The sequence below is a fragment of the Nocardia sp. CA-129566 genome, from assembly GCF_050956075.1.
Lineage (GTDB): Bacteria > Actinomycetota > Actinomycetes > Mycobacteriales > Mycobacteriaceae > Nocardia.
In genome coordinates this window covers 4,991,220-5,007,663 of the sequence record NZ_CP192085.1, presented here as the reverse complement: position 1 = coordinate 5,007,663, position 16,444 = coordinate 4,991,220, and the positions used below count along the sequence as shown (strand labels likewise).

General features: G+C 66.7%; 17 protein-coding genes. 6 read left to right on the top strand and 11 right to left on the bottom strand.

Annotated elements, in window-relative coordinates:
- Window positions 1-451 precede the first annotated feature (451 nt).
- A complete protein-coding gene (locus ACQP0C_RS21605) occupies window positions 452-1,057 on the top strand; it encodes a phospholipid scramblase-related protein (protein WP_433722464.1) in 606 nt (201 codons plus the stop codon).
- Window positions 1,058-1,290: 233 nt separating this feature from the next.
- Complete coding sequence (locus ACQP0C_RS21600) at window positions 1,291-1,629, top strand: transposase (protein ID WP_433722462.1); 339 nt, start codon at window positions 1,291-1,293, stop codon at window positions 1,627-1,629.
- A gap of 34 nt (window positions 1,630-1,663) precedes the next feature.
- On the opposite strand, the gene ACQP0C_RS21595 is transcribed toward ACQP0C_RS21600, so the two are convergent.
- A complete protein-coding gene (locus ACQP0C_RS21595) occupies window positions 1,664-1,981 on the bottom strand; it encodes a hypothetical protein (RefSeq protein ID WP_433722460.1) in 318 nt (105 codons plus the stop codon).
- Window positions 1,982-2,184: 203 nt separating this feature from the next.
- Window positions 2,185-3,162: an SDR family NAD(P)-dependent oxidoreductase gene (locus ACQP0C_RS21590; protein ID WP_433722458.1), complete on the bottom strand. Its 978-nt coding sequence runs from the start codon at window positions 3,160-3,162 to the stop codon at window positions 2,185-2,187.
- 88 nt (window positions 3,163-3,250) lie between these two features.
- On the opposite strand from ACQP0C_RS21590, the gene ACQP0C_RS21585 reads away from it, so the two are divergent.
- On the top strand, window positions 3,251-4,600 hold the full coding sequence (locus tag ACQP0C_RS21585; RefSeq protein WP_433722456.1) for a TIGR01777 family oxidoreductase: 1,350 nt from the start codon (window positions 3,251-3,253) through the stop codon (window positions 4,598-4,600).
- A gap of 9 nt (window positions 4,601-4,609) precedes the next feature.
- On the opposite strand, the gene ACQP0C_RS21580 is transcribed toward ACQP0C_RS21585, so the two are convergent.
- The 5 genes from ACQP0C_RS21580 to ACQP0C_RS21560 form a co-directional block, all read right to left on the bottom strand.
- Window positions 4,610-5,893 carry a class I SAM-dependent methyltransferase gene (locus ACQP0C_RS21580; protein ID WP_433722455.1) on the bottom strand — a complete coding sequence of 428 codons (1,284 nt, stop codon included), beginning with the start codon at window positions 5,891-5,893 and terminating at the stop codon, window positions 4,610-4,612.
- Window positions 5,890-6,612, bottom strand: a complete 723-nt coding sequence (locus ACQP0C_RS21575) for a DUF1365 domain-containing protein (protein ID WP_433722454.1) — start codon at window positions 6,610-6,612, stop codon at window positions 5,890-5,892. Before ACQP0C_RS21575 ends, ACQP0C_RS21580 begins: the two co-directional genes overlap by 4 nt.
- A complete protein-coding gene (locus ACQP0C_RS21570; protein WP_433722452.1) occupies window positions 6,609-7,934 on the bottom strand; it encodes an NAD(P)/FAD-dependent oxidoreductase in 1,326 nt (441 codons plus the stop codon). Before ACQP0C_RS21570 ends, ACQP0C_RS21575 begins: the two co-directional genes overlap by 4 nt.
- 194 nt (window positions 7,935-8,128) lie before the next feature.
- On the bottom strand, window positions 8,129-8,974 hold the full coding sequence (locus ACQP0C_RS21565; protein ID WP_433722450.1) for a MerR family transcriptional regulator: 846 nt from the start codon (window positions 8,972-8,974) through the stop codon (window positions 8,129-8,131).
- A gap of 90 nt (window positions 8,975-9,064) precedes the next feature.
- Window positions 9,065-9,421 (bottom strand): hypothetical protein, encoded by a 357-nt coding sequence (locus tag ACQP0C_RS21560; protein WP_433722448.1) that lies wholly within the window; start codon window positions 9,419-9,421, stop codon window positions 9,065-9,067.
- 54 nt (window positions 9,422-9,475) lie between these two features.
- On the opposite strand from ACQP0C_RS21560, the gene ACQP0C_RS21555 reads away from it, so the two are divergent.
- Both ACQP0C_RS21555 and ACQP0C_RS21550 read left to right on the top strand, forming a co-directional pair.
- Window positions 9,476-10,105 (top strand): hypothetical protein, encoded by a 630-nt coding sequence (locus ACQP0C_RS21555; RefSeq protein WP_433722447.1) that lies wholly within the window; start codon window positions 9,476-9,478, stop codon window positions 10,103-10,105.
- A gap of 45 nt (window positions 10,106-10,150) precedes the next feature.
- Window positions 10,151-10,540, top strand: coding sequence for an MOSC domain-containing protein (locus tag ACQP0C_RS21550; protein ID WP_433722445.1), 390 nt, complete (start codon window positions 10,151-10,153; stop codon window positions 10,538-10,540).
- A 49-nt stretch (window positions 10,541-10,589) separates the two neighbouring features.
- Here ACQP0C_RS21550 and ppgK read toward each other — a convergent pair whose 3' ends face one another.
- A complete protein-coding gene (gene ppgK / locus ACQP0C_RS21545) occupies window positions 10,590-11,438 on the bottom strand; it encodes a polyphosphate--glucose phosphotransferase (RefSeq protein ID WP_433722443.1) in 849 nt (282 codons plus the stop codon).
- A gap of 1,133 nt (window positions 11,439-12,571) precedes the next feature.
- On the opposite strand from ppgK, the gene ACQP0C_RS21540 reads away from it, so the two are divergent.
- Complete coding sequence (locus ACQP0C_RS21540; protein WP_433722441.1) at window positions 12,572-13,441, top strand: reverse transcriptase domain-containing protein; 870 nt, start codon at window positions 12,572-12,574, stop codon at window positions 13,439-13,441.
- A gap of 63 nt (window positions 13,442-13,504) precedes the next feature.
- Here ACQP0C_RS21540 and ACQP0C_RS21535 read toward each other — a convergent pair whose 3' ends face one another.
- The 3 genes from ACQP0C_RS21535 to ACQP0C_RS21525 are packed head-to-tail and all read right to left on the bottom strand — an operon-like array spanning window position 13,505 to window position 16,325.
- Complete coding sequence (locus ACQP0C_RS21535; protein ID WP_433722439.1) at window positions 13,505-14,494, bottom strand: tyrosine-type recombinase/integrase; 990 nt, start codon at window positions 14,492-14,494, stop codon at window positions 13,505-13,507.
- Window positions 14,494-15,423, bottom strand: coding sequence for a tyrosine-type recombinase/integrase (locus ACQP0C_RS21530; protein ID WP_433722437.1), 930 nt, complete (start codon window positions 15,421-15,423; stop codon window positions 14,494-14,496). The genes ACQP0C_RS21535 and ACQP0C_RS21530 overlap by 1 nt, the downstream gene beginning before the upstream one ends.
- The gene (locus tag ACQP0C_RS21525) at window positions 15,420-16,325 is read right to left on the bottom strand and encodes a site-specific integrase (protein WP_433722436.1); all 906 of its coding nucleotides are present in this window, start codon (window positions 16,323-16,325) and stop codon (window positions 15,420-15,422) included. The genes ACQP0C_RS21530 and ACQP0C_RS21525 overlap by 4 nt, the downstream gene beginning before the upstream one ends.
- Window positions 16,326-16,444: the final 119 nt, after the last annotated feature.

Below are 16,444 nucleotides of genomic sequence, written 5' to 3'. Positions count from 1 at the left end.
ATCGCGTCGCGACGACAACACGGGGTCCGGCGCTGCATGTTCTGATCGTCTGGCTGCATACCGAGACTGCGTGCCGACGCGGCGGAGTCCTGGCACAGACCGTTGAGGATCTCGATCCCGCTCGGTGCCTCGTTCGGCAACTGGAGAAGGGCGGCAAAGAGCGCTGGCAACCTGTGCCCCCGTCGCTCATGGACGCACTGCTGCAGCATCATGCTCAGCGGCATTCGCAATCCGGGCACATGGCTCGGATCGGAAAGCCGATCACGGACCACGCCCCCAGTCGGCTACTGCGACACCGCAACGGCGACCCCATCACCACGGCTTGCTACGACACGTTGTGGCGACACGTCTAATACGCACGCGACCGGATTATCGACAGGGAATAATGTCGACGGGGAATAGCTCTGTCAGCGGTTCAGGAAACCGAAGGCCGCCCGGCGAGGATGGAGAGGTGTTCGAAATGCAACAGCAAGGGCCGCTCTACACAGCACCTGCCCTCATCGTCCATCAGACACTGACAATCTTCGAGCTGGCTGCCACGCATGACATATTCGACCAGAATGGCGCGCGGGTCGGCGCGGTTGCCGAGATCGGCGAGGATCGTAGGAAAATGTTTGCTCGTTTTCTTCTCTTGCGGACCGACAGCGCCTTCACCCGCGAACTCGAGATCCGGGACGAATTCGGGGCTCGCGTCCTCGCCGTGACCCGGCCCCGCAAGATGTTCAAGAACACGCTGATCGTGCACGGACCCAATGGTGAGTTCATCGGAAAGGCTGTCCAGGAAAAGGTTTGGGGCAAGAAGCGGTTTTCGTTCGTTACCGACGAAGGGCAGCGTGTCGGCGGCATGGACGCCGACGGCATGATCCGGATCAACGCGTGGTCGATACGGGACGAGACCGGCAACGAGGTCGCGACGTTCCGTAGTCAGTTCACCATGGGGAGAACCCGGCCATTGCCCGAACCCCTCGCCAGTATGACGCTGGCATCGGCACTGACCGTCGATATGGTTCTCGGCGGGAAGTGGCTCCCCGCTGTGACCGACCTTATTCCGTGGTAGGTGCACAGAGGATTTCCTCGAGCAGCACGAGTCCATTTCTGGCCTCGGGTCTCGTTGCCGCGCGGAGGTGTCAATGACTCACTTCGAGTTCCGTCTTCGGTCCCGCCGCATGTTAACGGCCGAATATTCTTGCGCGGTCGTCGTATTCCGCGGATGGCGGAATTATTGTCAACCGAGAACTTCCCTACGCTCGACTCCATAGCCTGAGTTCTCACTGCGACAGAGCCCGCAACGTGGGATTTCCCCCGCGAGAACTCCTCGACCTGCAAGTCCAGGCCCGAGCCGAACAGCAGAGCCCCTCCTGGCAGCAAAGGTATGCCGTGCGTTCGGGAATCGAGGGCACCATCTGCGAATTCGCGGACGGGCACGGCATGCGGCAATGCCGCTACCACGGACAGCACAAGGCCCACGTCCAGCACGTACTCACCGCCATCGCCGTGAACCTCGAACGACTCAGCGCAGGACCGCTACCAGACGAGCTATCCCCAGCCCGGCCACCAACGGCCTTCCAAAACCACCTGCACCAGAAGGGAATTCCCCGGCTGCGGTCCTGGCACGCAGTCAGCAGCTGATCCAGTAATTACAAGATCACCGACAGAGTCAAGCTTAATCGGCGACCCCGACAGTTCCGGTCGACGTGACCGGTGACTGCCGTCTCAGCACCTGGGCGGCCAGCACCACAACGGCGACAACGGCCGCGGCAATGATGATCGGAACAAGCATTGTGCCGCCGCGGTCCGCGGCACGGGCGATCGGGTTGGCGAAACCGAGTCGATCGAACGCCCAGCCGAGGGCGGCGACGATCACCAGGAGTGAGCCGCCGACGCGAAGGGCTGGCTGAGCTGGGGTGGTGGCCAGTACCAGCAGGGGTGGCAGGGCGAGCGCGACCAGCAGCAACTGAATGGCCTCGATGCCGAGATTCACGATTCGCCTGCCGTTGACAGTCGAAATGTCTTAGCGAGTTGACTTCGTGGGCCTGGTTCGCGACATGGTCGCTGGTCGGCGTGGTGACTTTCCTGATCACTGCAGTGCAACTAGGTCTCGCGCACATTCGCGATGCACAAGCGGGATACCGGGGAAAGTCCCGGCTATCCGGTCGGCTGGAAAGTGCTCATTCTGTTCGTCGTCTAACTCACCTGTAAGCCCGCGGCGCGGCAACAGTACTGATACAGCCGCCGCACGTTCTCGTCGGTGTAGTGGGTTCGGCGCAGGTAGTGCTCGGGCCGGGTGCGGCGATCGTGCCAGAATCGGCCCGAGGGCGGCGTCTGCGCGGTGGCCGCGAGCCAGACGGCGGTGTCCGCGCCCTGGGCCGGGGTGCGCAGTAAGGGCCGGGTGAGCCTGCGGAATCGCGGGAGCGCCGCGGCGATGCCCGGGGTGTCCGCCCACCCGGGGTGCATGCTGTGTACCGAAATTCCCTGCGGGGCATAGTGTTCAGCAAGCGGGCCGGTGAGGGCCACCTGCATGCGCTTGGTCCGGGCGTAGGCGGTCGCACCCCGGTATTGCCCGTCGCGGAATTCCGGGTCGTCGACGGCGAGCGGCTGGGTGTACATACCGCCCGAGGCCACGAAGATCACGCGCGGGTCCGCGGCCGCGCCCATCAGGGGCGCCACCAGTTCGGTGAGCAACAGCGGTCCGAGTACGTGGGTCGCCAGCGTCAGTTCGTGTCCGTCGGCGGTCTCCACACGTTCGTCGGGCAGCACACCCGCGTTGTGGACGAGGACGTCGAGCCGTGGCAAAGTCTCGGCGAGTGTCGCCGCGCACTCCGTGACCGAGCCCAGGTCCGCCACGTCGCACCGCGCCACCGACACTTCGGTGTTCGGATCGGCGGCCTGGATCTCCCGGCGAGCCCGCTCGCCGCGCTCAGGGTCGCGGACACCGAGCAGCACGGTAGCGCCGAGTCCGACCAGCGCCGCGGCGATCGCCTCGCCGATACCGGAGTTCGCGCCGGTCACCAGGGCGGTGCTGCCGTGCATCGCGCCGGGACGTGGGTCGTCATCGGGCCAGCAGCGGTGGCGCGCGACGAAACCGACCCGGCTGTAGCCGGGTGCGATAGTACGATCTAGAACGAAATCGAGCCACCGTGCCGCATCGAATGACCTAGCCATAACACCAATTCTTGCGTTTTCGACAATAGTGCGCCAATAAACGATGCAGAAACGCTGCATCGAGTCGATTTCGGACTAGAGTCGGGTCATGGGCATTGAGTACGCGAGTGTCATCGATCTTCCTCGGTCCGAGGTGTTCGCCTGGCACGCCCGCCGCGGCGCGCTGACCCGCCTCGCACCGTCCTGGCAACCCGTGTCGCCGCGCGCCGAATCGGACTCGCTCTCCGACGGACAGGCGGTGCTCGGATTGCCCGGTGGCCTGCGCTGGGTGGCGCGGCACGATCCCCGGGAGTACGACCCGCCGCATCGATTCGTCGACACGGTCACCGTCGACGGAGTCGGCTCGCTGCCGGCCGGACTGCTGCCCTGGCGGCACACACACGATTTCGAAGTCGTCGACGAGACGCACACCCGTGTGGTCGACCGGGTGGACGCTCCCGTGCCCGCCGGGGTGCTGCGACCCGTCTTCGCCTACCGGCACCGGCAGCTCACCGACGATCTCGCGGCGCACGCGCGGGCGACACGGGCGGGTTTCGCCTTGAAGACCGTCGCGATGACCGGCGCGTCCGGCATGGTCGGTTCGGCACTTTCCGCGTTCTTGACCACCGGAGGGCACCGGGTGGTGCGGCTGGTCCGGCATGCGTCTCGGGACGCGGACGAAAGGCAGTGGGACACCGCCGATCCCGCGCCGGACCTGCTCGACGGTGTGGACGCGGTGGTGCATCTGGCGGGGGCCTCCATCGCGGGCCGGTTCACCGAGGGCCACAAGCGCGGGGTCGCCAACAGCCGGATCGGGCCGACCCGCCGGCTCGCGGAGGTCGCGGCGCGGGCGGCGGTGCCGGTCTTCGTGAGCGCTTCGGCGATCGGCTATTACGGTGCCGATCGTGGCGACGAGACGCTGACCGAGCAGTCGACGCGCGGTGATGGGTTCCTCGCCGACGTGGTGGACGGCTGGGAGGTCGCTACGGTTCCCGCCGCCGAATCCGGTGTCCGCGTGGTGCGCGTGCGTACCGGGATCGTGCAGTCCCCGCGCGGCGGCACTCTGCGTCTGTTGCGCCCGTTGTTCATTGCGGGGCTGGGCGGGTGCGTCGGCGACGGGCGTCAGTGGCTGTCGTGGATCGGGATAGACGACCTGGTCGATGTCTACCATCGGGCGCTCTGGGATACGGGCCTGTCCGGTGCGGTCAATGCCGTTGCGCCGCAACCGGTTCGCAATGCCGAGTACACGAAGGTCCTCGCGGGGGTGTTGCACCGCCCCGCACTGCTTCCGGTCCCCGGATTCGCTCCCGCGCTGCTGCTCGGCCGCGAAGGCAACCGGGAACTGGCGTCTGCCAGCCAGCGCGTCGTTCCCGCGCGGCTGGGCCGGGCCGGTCACCGGTTCCGCGCGCCGGACCTGGAACCGGCACTGCGGCACCTGCTCGGCAGGTCCGTCGGGTGAATTACGCTGTCAGTCCGCGCTTTTGGTGAGCAGGATCTGCTGCACGTCGAGGTAGCCGCTGCGAAATCCGGCCTCGGCGTGGGCGAGATACAGCCGCCACATCCGGCGGAAGACCGGATCGAAGCCGAGTTCGGTCACCTGGTCGGCGTGGTCGAGGAATCGCTGCTGCCACAAGCGCAGCGTGTGCGCGTAGTGCTCGCCCATCGCCGTTTGCTCGCGCACGATCAGTCCGGTGCTGCGCGTGACGACCTCGGCGAGCAACCTGGTCGAGGGCAGAAAACCGCCGGGGAAGATATATTTCTGCACCCAGGTGTAGGTGTGGCGGGTCGCCAGCATGCGATGGTGGGGCATGGTGATCGCCTGGATCGCCGCACGTCCGCCGGGCGCCAGCACGCGGTCGATGGTCCGGAAGAAGGTGTCCAGGTACTCAAAGCCGACCGCCTCGATCATCTCGACCGAGACCACGGCGTCGAATTCTCCCTCGACGCGGCGGTAGTCGAGGAGGTCGATCGTCACCCGGTCGGACAGTCCCGCCGCCGCGATGCGGTCCAGCGCCGTCGCGCGCTGCTCGGTGGACAGCGTCACCGACCGGACCACCGCGCCGCGCGCCGCCGCCCGCAACGCCAATTCGCCCCAGCCGGTACCTATTTCGAGCAACCGGGTGCCGGGACCGACGCCTGCGAGCTCCAGCATCCGGTCGATCTTCGCGCGCTGCGCCCCAGCCAGATCGGTCCACCGCGGCGGCGGTGTGGTCGCGGGAAAAAGCGCGCAGGAGTAGGTGAGCGTCTCGTCGAGGAACAGTTCGAACAGGTCGTTGGACAGATCGTAGTGACGGGCGATATTGCGGCGGGAGTTCGACGCGCTGTTGCGCTCGGCCGCCGGATGCCGGGCGACGTACACCCGGCGCAGCGCGCGCAGCGGCGCGGGAAGCAGGGTCTCGATCGATGCGGCAAAAACGGTCAGCGCCGCAGCCGGATCCGGCGCCGACCAGTCGCCCGCCATATAGGCCTCGCCGAATCCGATCAGGCCGCCTGCGCCGAGCCGCGCCGCGAAGTCCGCGGGCCGGTACAGGATCATCCTCGGCAGATCCTCGTGCACGGGGTCGCGGCCGAGGATGGTGCCGTTCGGATACTCCACGCGGATCGGCAACGCGCGGACGGCCCTGCGGAACAGTCGGTGCGCGAGCGCCGCCGCGATGCGCGCACGGGCGCCGGTGGGCACCCGTTCGACATCGGGCCACGCCGCGGGCGCCAGGGTGGCAGAGTCGGAGGTGACCGGGACTTCGATGCTCACCGCGAAGGCTCCTCGATCGGCGGGGCGGGACGTTGGATGACGGGCAGGCGGCGTGCCCACAAACGAATGCCTTGCCAGCGAATGAGCGCTGAGACAGCGAGAGGAGCCAGTGGCATTGCCAGGATCGCGCGCAGGATTGTCGAACGGGTGGCCGGGTGGCAACGGCCGGTCATCGCGGCAGCGAAGATCGGACGGCCGTCGGTGAACACGATCGAGACGTTCAACCGGTCGTCCGGTTCGGGCACGCGCATCTGGTACTCGCCACGCACCGGATTGAACGGAGAGACGTAGAACCGCTTGCCGGTTCGCGCGTTGCCCCGCTCGTCCGGGCGCACCAGATAACAGTGCCGTTGACCGTAGGTGTTGTGCACCTCGGCGATGACGCAGACCGGTGCGCCCGTGCGGTCGCGGCACCAGAACAGTGTGAGCGGATTGAACACGTAACCCAGCACCCGCGCGTTGGCCAGCATACGAACGGTGCCGCCGCGCAAGTCGATATCGTGCGCGGCGAGATAGACTTCGACGTTCTCGCGTAGTGTGCGCCGCGGGTCGCCGAGGTGGTCCGCGGCGCGGAACCCGGCGAACGGCCGTAGCCAATGCGGCAGCCGCGGCAGGTCGTCGAGGTCCACCAGCCAGCCGTAGCTGCGATAGCGGAATTCATGGCGAACCGGTGTCAGGCGGACGTGACGGATCCTGGTGCGCACGATCTGCGCGGTCACGACGCCGACACCGCGGCAACCCGCGCGGCCCAGCGCGCACCGAGTCGCTCGGCGGCGCGCAGGCCCGACAACGCCCCGTCCTCGTGGAAGCCCCACCCGTGATATGCCCCGGCGAATGCCACACGTGGGCCACCGATTTCGCCGAGGCGGCGTTGCGCAGCCACGGACTCCGGCGTGTACATGGGGTGCTCGTAGACCATCTGGTCCAGTACGACTCCTGGGTCCACGCGTTCGTGATCGCCGAGCGTGACGAGGAACCGGCGCTCGCCGGTGTGCTCGAGCCGCTGCAGCCGGGTCAGGTCATAGCTGACCAGCACGCGGTCCACCGAGGCGGTGCACGAGGGCAGCCGGTAGTTCCACGAAGCGCGGGCGCGCGGCGCCTGCGGCAGCACTGAACTGTCCGTGTGCAGGATCATATGGTTCACCGAATACGGTATGGCGCTGAGGATTTCACGTTCGGCACGGCTCGGCTCAGCCAACATGCCCAGCGCCTGAGCAGGATGGGTGGCGATCACGGCGGCGTCGAACACCTGTACCTCGCCGGCGTCGTCGCGGACCACGACCGCGTCCGGCAGCCGGTGCACGCCGCGCACCGGGGTCGAGACCAGCACGTGGTCCAGCCGCTCGGCCACCGCGCGGACGTAGCTCGCCGAGCCACCGGTGACGGTGCGCCAGGTCGGCGAGCCGAACACCGCCAGCATGCCGTGATGATCAAGGAAGGCGAACAGATACCGGACCGGATAGCGCAGCGCGGTGGCCGGGTCGCAGGACCAGACCGCCGCCACCAGTGGCGTGAGGAAATGCGTCACGAAGTAGGCGGAGAATCCGGCCGATCGAACGAATTCGCTCAGTGTGCAGGGGTTTTCGACGTCCGAGTCGAGTTCGGCGCGCGCGAGCCGGTGAAAGCGCGGCACCTCGGCGAGCAGCCGCAGGTAGCGGCCGCGGACCAGAGAGCGCGGTGCGACGAACAGTCCGCCAGGGCCGCGTGCGCCCGCGTACTCGAGGCCACAACCGTCGCAGCGAATCGACATGCTCATGTCGGAGTCCTGGGTGGCGATGCCCAGCTCGCCGAACAGACGCAGCAGAGTCGGGTATGTGCGGTCGTTGTGCACGATGAATCCGGTGTCCACGCCAAGGTCTTCGCCGTTGTCCGCGATCACACTGTGGGTGTCGGCGTGGCCGCCGAGCCGGGCGTCGGCCTCGTACAGCGTCACCTCGGCGGATCCGGACAGCACCCAGGCGGCAGTGAGACCGGCGACGCCGCTGCCGATAACCGCCACGCGGCGAGGGTCCGCCGCTCCAGATGAGATGTGCTCGACCATCACGCGCCTTTCTAGTGCGGCTGCTGCCGTCCGGTCATGGAAGCAGCGATGCATCAATTATGCATCGTTTCATGCACAATGAGAACCGAGGCTGTAGGCGCCGGGTAGGGCCGGTCGAGCGTGGCAGGGCAGGATCAGCACCATCCAGGCGCAGATGGGTCCAGCGGCGATACCCCGCCGCGTTGAGGAACGTGTCAGGCGAGCCGATTGGCGGCGTCGAGCAGGCTATCGACCCGCTCCACGCCTTCGGGAAGAAGGATCGCCTCCCATCCCGGGCCGCCGACCAGCACTCGCGCGCCGGCGTCCAGTCCGGCGCGCACGGCGGAGGTCAGCGCGGTGGACTCCTGCTGCGACCACAGCAACATGGCGGCGGGACGGCCCGAGCGCGCCAGCGTGTCGGCGAGCGCGGTCGCGGGCACGTCGGCACCCAGCATCCGCGCTCCGACGCCGCGTTCGGCAAGGGCCGCGCGCAGCACCTCGAGCGGAAGCGAATGCGTCTCGCCGCTGGTGCAAGCGAGCACTATCGGCATCACGGCATCAGGCACCGACGGCGGATTCGTCCGCTGTAACACCGAGATGACGCACCACGACAGCAGATGTTCGACATCGATGCATCCCTCACCGCCGAGCTGCCGATCGACGATGTCGGCAAAGGCGGGGCGGCACAGCAGTTCCCAGGTGTCCACGACACCGAATGCGCGGACGTGCGCCTCGAGCCGACTCGACACAGCACTCGTATCCAGCGCGAAGGCCGCCGCCAGCAGCGACTCGCGTTCACCGAGCATGGGCGCGGGCCCGCGCACCGTCGCCGCCGCCCCCGCCGGGCTCGCGCCCGCCCGGATCAGCGTGAGCATCCGCTCCAGCATGGAAATGTCGGCTTCGGTGTACAGCCGATGCTTGCCCGGACGGTCCTGTGGCGGCCCGATGTCGTAGCGACGGTTCCAACTGCGCAGCGTCGCGGTTGGAATGCCGAGACGCTCGGCGACCGCGCGCACCGTGTATCCGACCGCGTCGGACACGGGGACGAAACCGGCGGGCATCATCCCATTCTGCCGGTCGCCGCCAGCGAGATCCGCCCCACCCGGGCGGTCATGCCGTCCGTTGGGTCCACGCGGCAGTGGCACTCTGCGTCAACCCCGCCGGGCAACGACGGCGGTGGCAGCGCACAGCAGGCCGCAGCAGACCGTGGCCGCTATGGGCCTTGCCGCGCTGAGGTCGTCCGCGCAATGCCCGCCCGAGCGCGAAGCTGTCACCGAGATCCGAGCCGAGACGGTCTGCGATCGCAAGACCCATCGCCTCCCGGGCGGGGCGCACGCCAGCGCCAGAACGGAAGCGACGTACCGCATTCCGACCATGCGGGCCACGGCGCGGCAGGCGTTGTCGTCCGTCTGACCGCACAGCCCGAGCAGGACGGCGGCACGCACCACCGCGAGCCCGTAACCGGCGGTCACGACACACCGCGAGGAGGGCGCTGGCATCCGGGTCATCCGTCCCTCCTTTGAAACGATGAATGCATCAATTATGCATCGTTCTGCGTTAACGTGGCCAACATCCTGGCGATTCACGACAACGACACCGCTGCCATGGTGAACCGTCCCGCCCAGGTCCTGATCAATTTCGTGCCGTGGTCCGGCCCACGCCGGCCGGCATCGTTACGAGACCGAGACTTCTCCGGACTGGTCGGCACCCTCCAGTTCATCGTCCGCATAGCGGACGACGGTGCGTGCGATGTGGAGTGCCAGTTCGATCCGACCCGGTTCGCAGCCGATGGAGTCGAGTCGCTGCTGGACATGCTGACCTCTCGCTTCACGAGCATGACAGCTCCGCAGTTAGCGGTGTGGCGGTCCGGGGCGGGACAGCGCGCAGGTACTGGCGCACCGTCGGGGTGGGGTGCGGCACCGACGGTGACCCAGTGGCTGCATTCCTATATCGACGGGCTCGTCGGGGGCGGAGGAGGCAACGAGGGCGCGGTACCGGGCGTATGGGGCCGTGGGACACGCCGGCCGGAGTGCAGCGGTGAAGCGCTGTTCGAGGGTGCCGAGGCCCTCGATGCGCGCCACCTCACTCGGCGCGGCGGCCTCGGAACTCGGCGACGTACCGCGATAGCAGGCCAGAACGTCGTCCACGGCAGCACGGTGCGGCCCGGCGTGGGAAGCTCATCACATCCGTAGGTTGAGTGCTCGCTTGTGAATGAAACGAACGGAGGGGAACGGAGCATGGCACGGGTTGTCGATCTGCTGTACTACCCCGTGAAGGGATGCGCGGCAGTATCGACACAAGCCGCCACCGTACTGCTGGCTGGGCTCGCACACGACCGCAGTTTCATGGTCGTCAGCGAAAAAGGCGTCTCGAGGACTCAGCGCCGGGACCCACAACTGGCGCTGATCGCACCCGAGGTCAGCGCGGATGGCCGATGTCTCACGCTACAGGCAGCGGGTTACGGGTCGGTGCCTGTCGACGTGGACACCACTGGCCTACGACAGGACGTCGGCCTCTTGGCACCCGGTATCAAGGCATCGACCAGGGGACTGAGGCCGCCGAGTGGCTCTCGGACGTCCTTGGTACAAAAAAGCCAGCTGGTGCGCGCAGGAGCCCAGGGGATGTAACTTTCTCGGGTTCAACATCCGCTGTAACCAACACGGCCGGATCCGCTGATCAAACCCAGCGAAGACGACCGCTGCCGCCGAGCGGGCTGGTTGCGCGCGTTGGATCGGCATGTGCAGCCATTGCTGCCCCGACGATCCCCGCGGTGTTCTGCAACGTGGCGGCCACCACCGGCGTGCGGTTCTTCAGCAACGGAATCCATTTGTCGCCCTTGCGGCTGACCCCGCCACCGGCGATGAACAGGTCGGGCGAGATCGCGTTTTCGATGGCGACCAGCACCTTCGTCACCTCCGCGGCCCACCGTTTGTAGCTCCAGGCGTGCCTTTCCTTGACCGACGCGGCGCCCCGACGCTCGGCCTCCATTCCGCCGACCTCGATGTGACCGAATTCAGTGTTGGGCAACAACACCCCGTTATGGATCACCGCCGAACCGATGCCAGTGCCGAAGGTCAGCAGCACAATGACGCCGTCGTTGTCCTTGCCGGCGCCGAACTCGACTTCGGCCAATCCCGCCGCGTCGGCGTCATTGAGCAGGGTCACCGGCTGTCCGCCGAGTTCGGCGCTGATCACCTCCTGGGCGTTCACTCCGATCCAAGACTTGTCGAGGTGCGCGGCGGTACGAGCTATGCCGCCGCTGACCACACCCGGATAGGTGACGCCAAGCGGCGCGTCCCACTGGAAGTGCTTCACCACCTCGCGGATCGTGTCGGCGAGAGCCTCCGGAGGAGCCAGCCGCGGGGTCGGGAGTTTGAAGCGGTCGCCGATCAGCTGCCCGGTGCCGAGATCGACGACGCCGCCCTTCACGCCGCTACCACCCACGTCGATGCCGAAGCCCCAGCGATGCGGCCTACCCTGGCTCGGCTTTTCTATGACCGAAGCGGTGGTATCGGTCACGGACACTCCAGTACGTGGCGACGGCCCGAGGTCGGCTCGCTCCACAGTTTCCGGGCTGATCGTTACCGTGGGTTTCGTCGAGTCCCCCTGATCACGAATCGGATATCGAGGCAGAGATTTCGGGAGGCTGCCCATATTCCAACAAAAAGGGCGCAAAGGGTTCATTCACAACGGCGCCGCCCCACCTGGGGCACCGCGCTGAACGGACACGGCGCATGTCAGGGACAAACCCCAATACTGATGGTGCACATAACATCAAGCATCTATTCTCTCCCCCGCAATTGTATTCCTGCTACCTACAAAAGCGGCCGGTCCCATTGCAGTTCGGCAGCGTATGTCAACACTGCAATACCCGCGGAACTGCGGGTGAAGCATTCACAGTTACAGGACTCGGGTGCCACGAGCGCCAGCGCCGACATGTGAGCCCACATGTCGCTTCCGCCTGAAGACTGGATCTGGCCCAATTTTCGTTTGCGCCGTGAGGCGCTGTGATTCGAGTGGAGGTGAGAGACCCCCGCCTCCGGCCTGTCGTAGCAGGTCGGTGGAGCTGAGGGCAGCCTGATCCGGGTGGTGCCGGGGAGGGTGGGAGCAGCCCTGACAAAGCCGGGACGGGCCAGTACTGCCAGATGGTGTGTGTCCGGCGAGCGGGATGAAGAGGAGTACGCGAGGAACCAGCGTTGTTACGTCCCTCCATGCGCCACCTGCTCAAATCTGGCGGATATGGGCAGGACGCGGTGTGTCCCCGATGTTTACGCTTGCGGAGGGGACTCCTGGACAGGTTTACGAAAGCCGGTCGGGAGGCCACGGGGAAGGTCTACGGCGTACTCGTGGCGATGCCGCAGGGACACAGTTGGGCTCCTACTTCGTCGAGCGAATCACAGTGAACACGGGAACCACCCGGTCAGACTCCCGGTGGCGCGACGATCCGGTTGCGCCGCTCGGGATAGACGCACCGACCGTCGAACGGGCCGGGTGGGGCGGAGCCGCCGTAGTAGTCCGAGGCCGGGAAAGCCGGTCACATGGCGAAGGGCGGCAGCGGTTTTCAAGAAAGGACGGATGCTGCAATGCCGAGAGACGCGCCACCGAATGGTGACGCCGTGTCGGCGGACCCTGCGGGGCCGCGCCGGCGGGTATCGGAGATGCAGGCCAAGCTTCACCGTTGGGCGGCGGCCGAGCCCGGCCGCCGGTTCGACGACCTGTTCAACTTCGTGCACGACCCGGCCACGCTGATCGTGGCGTTCGACCGGGTCGCGGGCAACCACGGAGCCCGCACTCCCGGCGTCGACGGCATGACCGTCACCGACGTCGACGAGCGCATCGGGGTTCCTGGGTTTCTGGACGATCTGCGGACCTCGTTGAAAGACGGGTCTTTTCGGCCTTTACCGGTGCGGGAACGCAAGATCCCCAAACGAGGCGGGTCTGGGAAGGTGCGCCGTCTCGGGATTCCGACGGTGACCGACCGGGTCGTCCAGGCCGCGCTGAAACTGGTGCTGGAACCGATCCTCGAGGCCGATTTCGAGCCGGTCTCCTACGGGTTCCGGCCCAACCGGAGGGCTCAGGACGCGATCGCCGAGATCCACTATTACGGCACCCGCGGCTACCGGTGGGTGCTGGATGCGGATATCGAGGCGTGTTTCGACCGGATCGACCACACGGCCCTGATGGACCGGGTTCGGTTGCGAGTCAAGGACAAACGCGTCCTGGTGCTGGTCAAGGCGTTCCTGAAAGCCGGGATCTTCACCGAACTCGGTGAGCGTCAGGACACCGTGACCGGCACCCCGCAGGGCGGCATCCTCTCGCCGTTGCTGGCGAACATTGCGCTGAGCGTGCTCGATGAGCAGGTGATGGCGCCATGGAAGCCGGGCGGGACGATGGCCAGCGAGGCCAAGCGGGCATACCGTCGCCGGAAAGGGTTACCGGCGTGGCGGATCGTCCGCTACGCCGACTTATGCCGACGTCGGCATAAGTCGACTTATGGGGACCGGTGGGTTATGCCGACCGTGGCGTGAGGGTGCTGGATAGGCGAGGTGGTGGGGCTGGTTGGTCGGCATAACCCGGCCCTTGTGATCGGGTCAGAGGTTGTCGAGGAATTCGAGCAGGGTGTCGGTGGCGTGGTAGCGGCCGGGGCTGGTGTTGGGTGGTGTGAGGCGGGCGAGGGCTTTCTCCTTGATGGTCATGTCGGCGTGCAGGTAGGTGTGGGTGGATCCGGGGTCTTCGTGGCCGAGCCAAAGCGCGATGACTGAGGTGTCGACCCCGGCGTGCAGCAGCGCCATGGCCGCGGAATGTCGCAGGGTGTGCGGGGTGACGGTCTTGCTGGTCAGGCTTGGGCAGCGGGCTGTGGCGCGGCGGGTGTGTTTGGTGACCAGCTTGGCTACTGCATCTCGCGAAAGCGGTCGGCCCTCGCGGGTGGTGAACAGCGGATCGGTGGGTGCGCCGTGGTGGTCGGCGAGCCAATCGTGCAGGGCGGCGATGGTGTGGCGGGTCAGCGGGGTGGCGCGGTCCTTGCGGCCTTTGCCATGGCAGCGGACATGAGCACCGTGGTTGAGGTGAATGTCGTTGCGTGTCAACCCGATCAGTTCGGAAACGCGTAGCCCGGTCTGGCAGGCCAGCACCAGCAAGGCGTGATCGCGGCGCCCGAGCGAGGTGTTGCGGTCGGGTGCGGCGATCAGGGCGTCGATCTCGTCGGTGGTGAGGTAGCAGAGGATGGGCCGGTCACGACGTTTGGGTGGGATGGCCAGCACTCGGGCGATGTCGGCGGCGTGTTCGGGCGCGTGCAAGGCGGCGTAACGGAATAGCGACCGGATCGCGGCCAGCCGTGTGTTGCGGGTCGCGGTGCTGTTGGACCGCTCCGTTTCGAGATGGGTCAGGAAAGCGGTGACCAGCGTGGCATCGAGCTGGCCCAGGTCCAGGCCGCTGGGTGCGGTTGCTGTTGCGCGGGAAGCGAATTGCAGCAACAGCCGCCATGCGTCGCGGTAGGCGGCGATGGTGTTTGGTCCGGCGCGGCGCTGCCGCAGGAGTTTGTCGGTGAAAAATGCTTGCAGGATCGGAGCCAGCGCGGTCATCACCGTTCATCCCCAACGGTTTCCAGGCGTTGCGCGGCCAGGGTGAGTAGTTCGGGTATCTGCTGCTGATACCAATAGGTCGATTTCGGGTCGACGTGGCCGAGCCAGGTCGACAGGATCGGCAACCGTGCTTGAACGTCGCCGCCGGCGCGGTAGAAACCGATCATCGTGGCGACGGTGAACGTGTGTCTCAGGTCGTGCAGCCGGGGCCGTCGCCCTCCGGGTGGCGCCGTGATGCCGGCTGCGTCGATCAGGCCGGTGAAGGTGCTGGGGATATTGTCGGCATCCAGGCGAGTGCCACGGGTGGACACGAAAAAGCAGGGGCCGGACCGGTTCGGGCACCACCGCTCGCGCTGCTGTCGGTAGTCCCGCAAAGCAATGACGGTGGAGTCGTGCAGGAACAGGCGCCGGGACTTGCCGAACTTGGAATCCAGGATCACCAATGCCGCTCGATCGAGGTCGACGTGTTCGTCGTCGAGGCGGCAGGCTTCGCGTTTGCGCATGCCGGTCACCGCGAGCAGGCCGATCAGTGTCTGCCAGGTCGCCGCGCGCAGCGGTGGCCGCAACTGCCCGGCGGCGTCGATGAGGGCTGCGATCTCAGCGGGTGAATACAGATACGGTGCAATCCGGCATTTGTGGTGCGGCAGAGCATCTTCGGGTGGGACCTCGCTGTCTGGGTCGAGGGTCTGGTAGTGGCGGGCGAAGATCCGCACCGTCATCAACCGGCGTGCCAGGTAGGCGTCGTGGCAGCTGCCGCTGCCGGTCGTGGTCGCCCATTCCAGCGCCAGCTCGCTGGTGATGCGATCACTTCCGGCCGACTCGCAGTAGCCGATGAACGACATCAATTGCACCGCTTGAGTTGTCAGCTTGAACCCCAGCGCCCGTCGCATGGCTAGATAGTCCTCGGCGGCTCGGCGCAACACGCTCATGACCGCACCTGGATCGGCCAGGGCTGCGCCAGCGGGCGCAGCGCATTCTCGTCGACCTTCGCGTAAATCGCCGTGGACAGGTCACTTCGGTGCCGCAGAACCTGCCCGACTTCCGGCAGCGACGCTCCCGCCCGGAGCATGTCGCTGGCCAGCGAATGACGCAGACGGTGCGCACCCACCCGCGCCATGCCCGCGTGCGCGCAGGCACGACCCATGATCGCCCGCACCGCCGCCGCGTTCAACGGCCGATAGGGTCTGCGGATCGTGCAAAACACCGTCGCCACCGCGCAGGCCGGTCGGCCGTCGGTCAGATACGCCACGATCGCCTCACCGACATCGACCGGCAAAGGCAGCCGGTCGATCCGGTTGCCCTTGCCACGGATGGTGACTTCTCCACTGCGCCAGTCGATATCGTCCAACTCCAAACCGGCGGCCTCGACCCCACGCAACCCCAACCGGGCCAGCATCGTCAAGATTGCGCGATCGCGTCGGCCCACCACCGTCGCCCGGTCACATCCGTCCAGCAACCGCGCCACCACCGGCGCGTCCAGACCGCGCGGCAGCGACGCCAACCGCCAGCCCGCCACCCCCGGAACCGCGCCCACCAGCGGCGCCGGGATCCGTCCGGACACGTGCAGGAACCGCAGCAGAGCGCGCAGCGAGGTCACCATCGCCTTCGCCGACCAGGTGTTGCAGTCGCGGCAATAATCGACCATAAATGTGGTGATCCGACCCGAATCCAGCTGCCGCACAGCAGCATCCACTGGCCCAGGCAAACCGGCCAGGAACTTACCCGCCTGAGTCCCATAACAACGGACCGACTCCCGCGACAGCCCCCGGTCCACCGCCAGCCACGAACGGAACTCCGCTACCAGCACATCCACCGACATCTCGGCACCCATGTGATCTCTCCCGTCTCGAGTGGTTGTCCTCCTCCAACCACTCGAAACCCGCCACCATCACGATCACAAGGCCCAGATTATGCCGACCAACCAGCCCCACCACCTCGCCTATCCAGCAC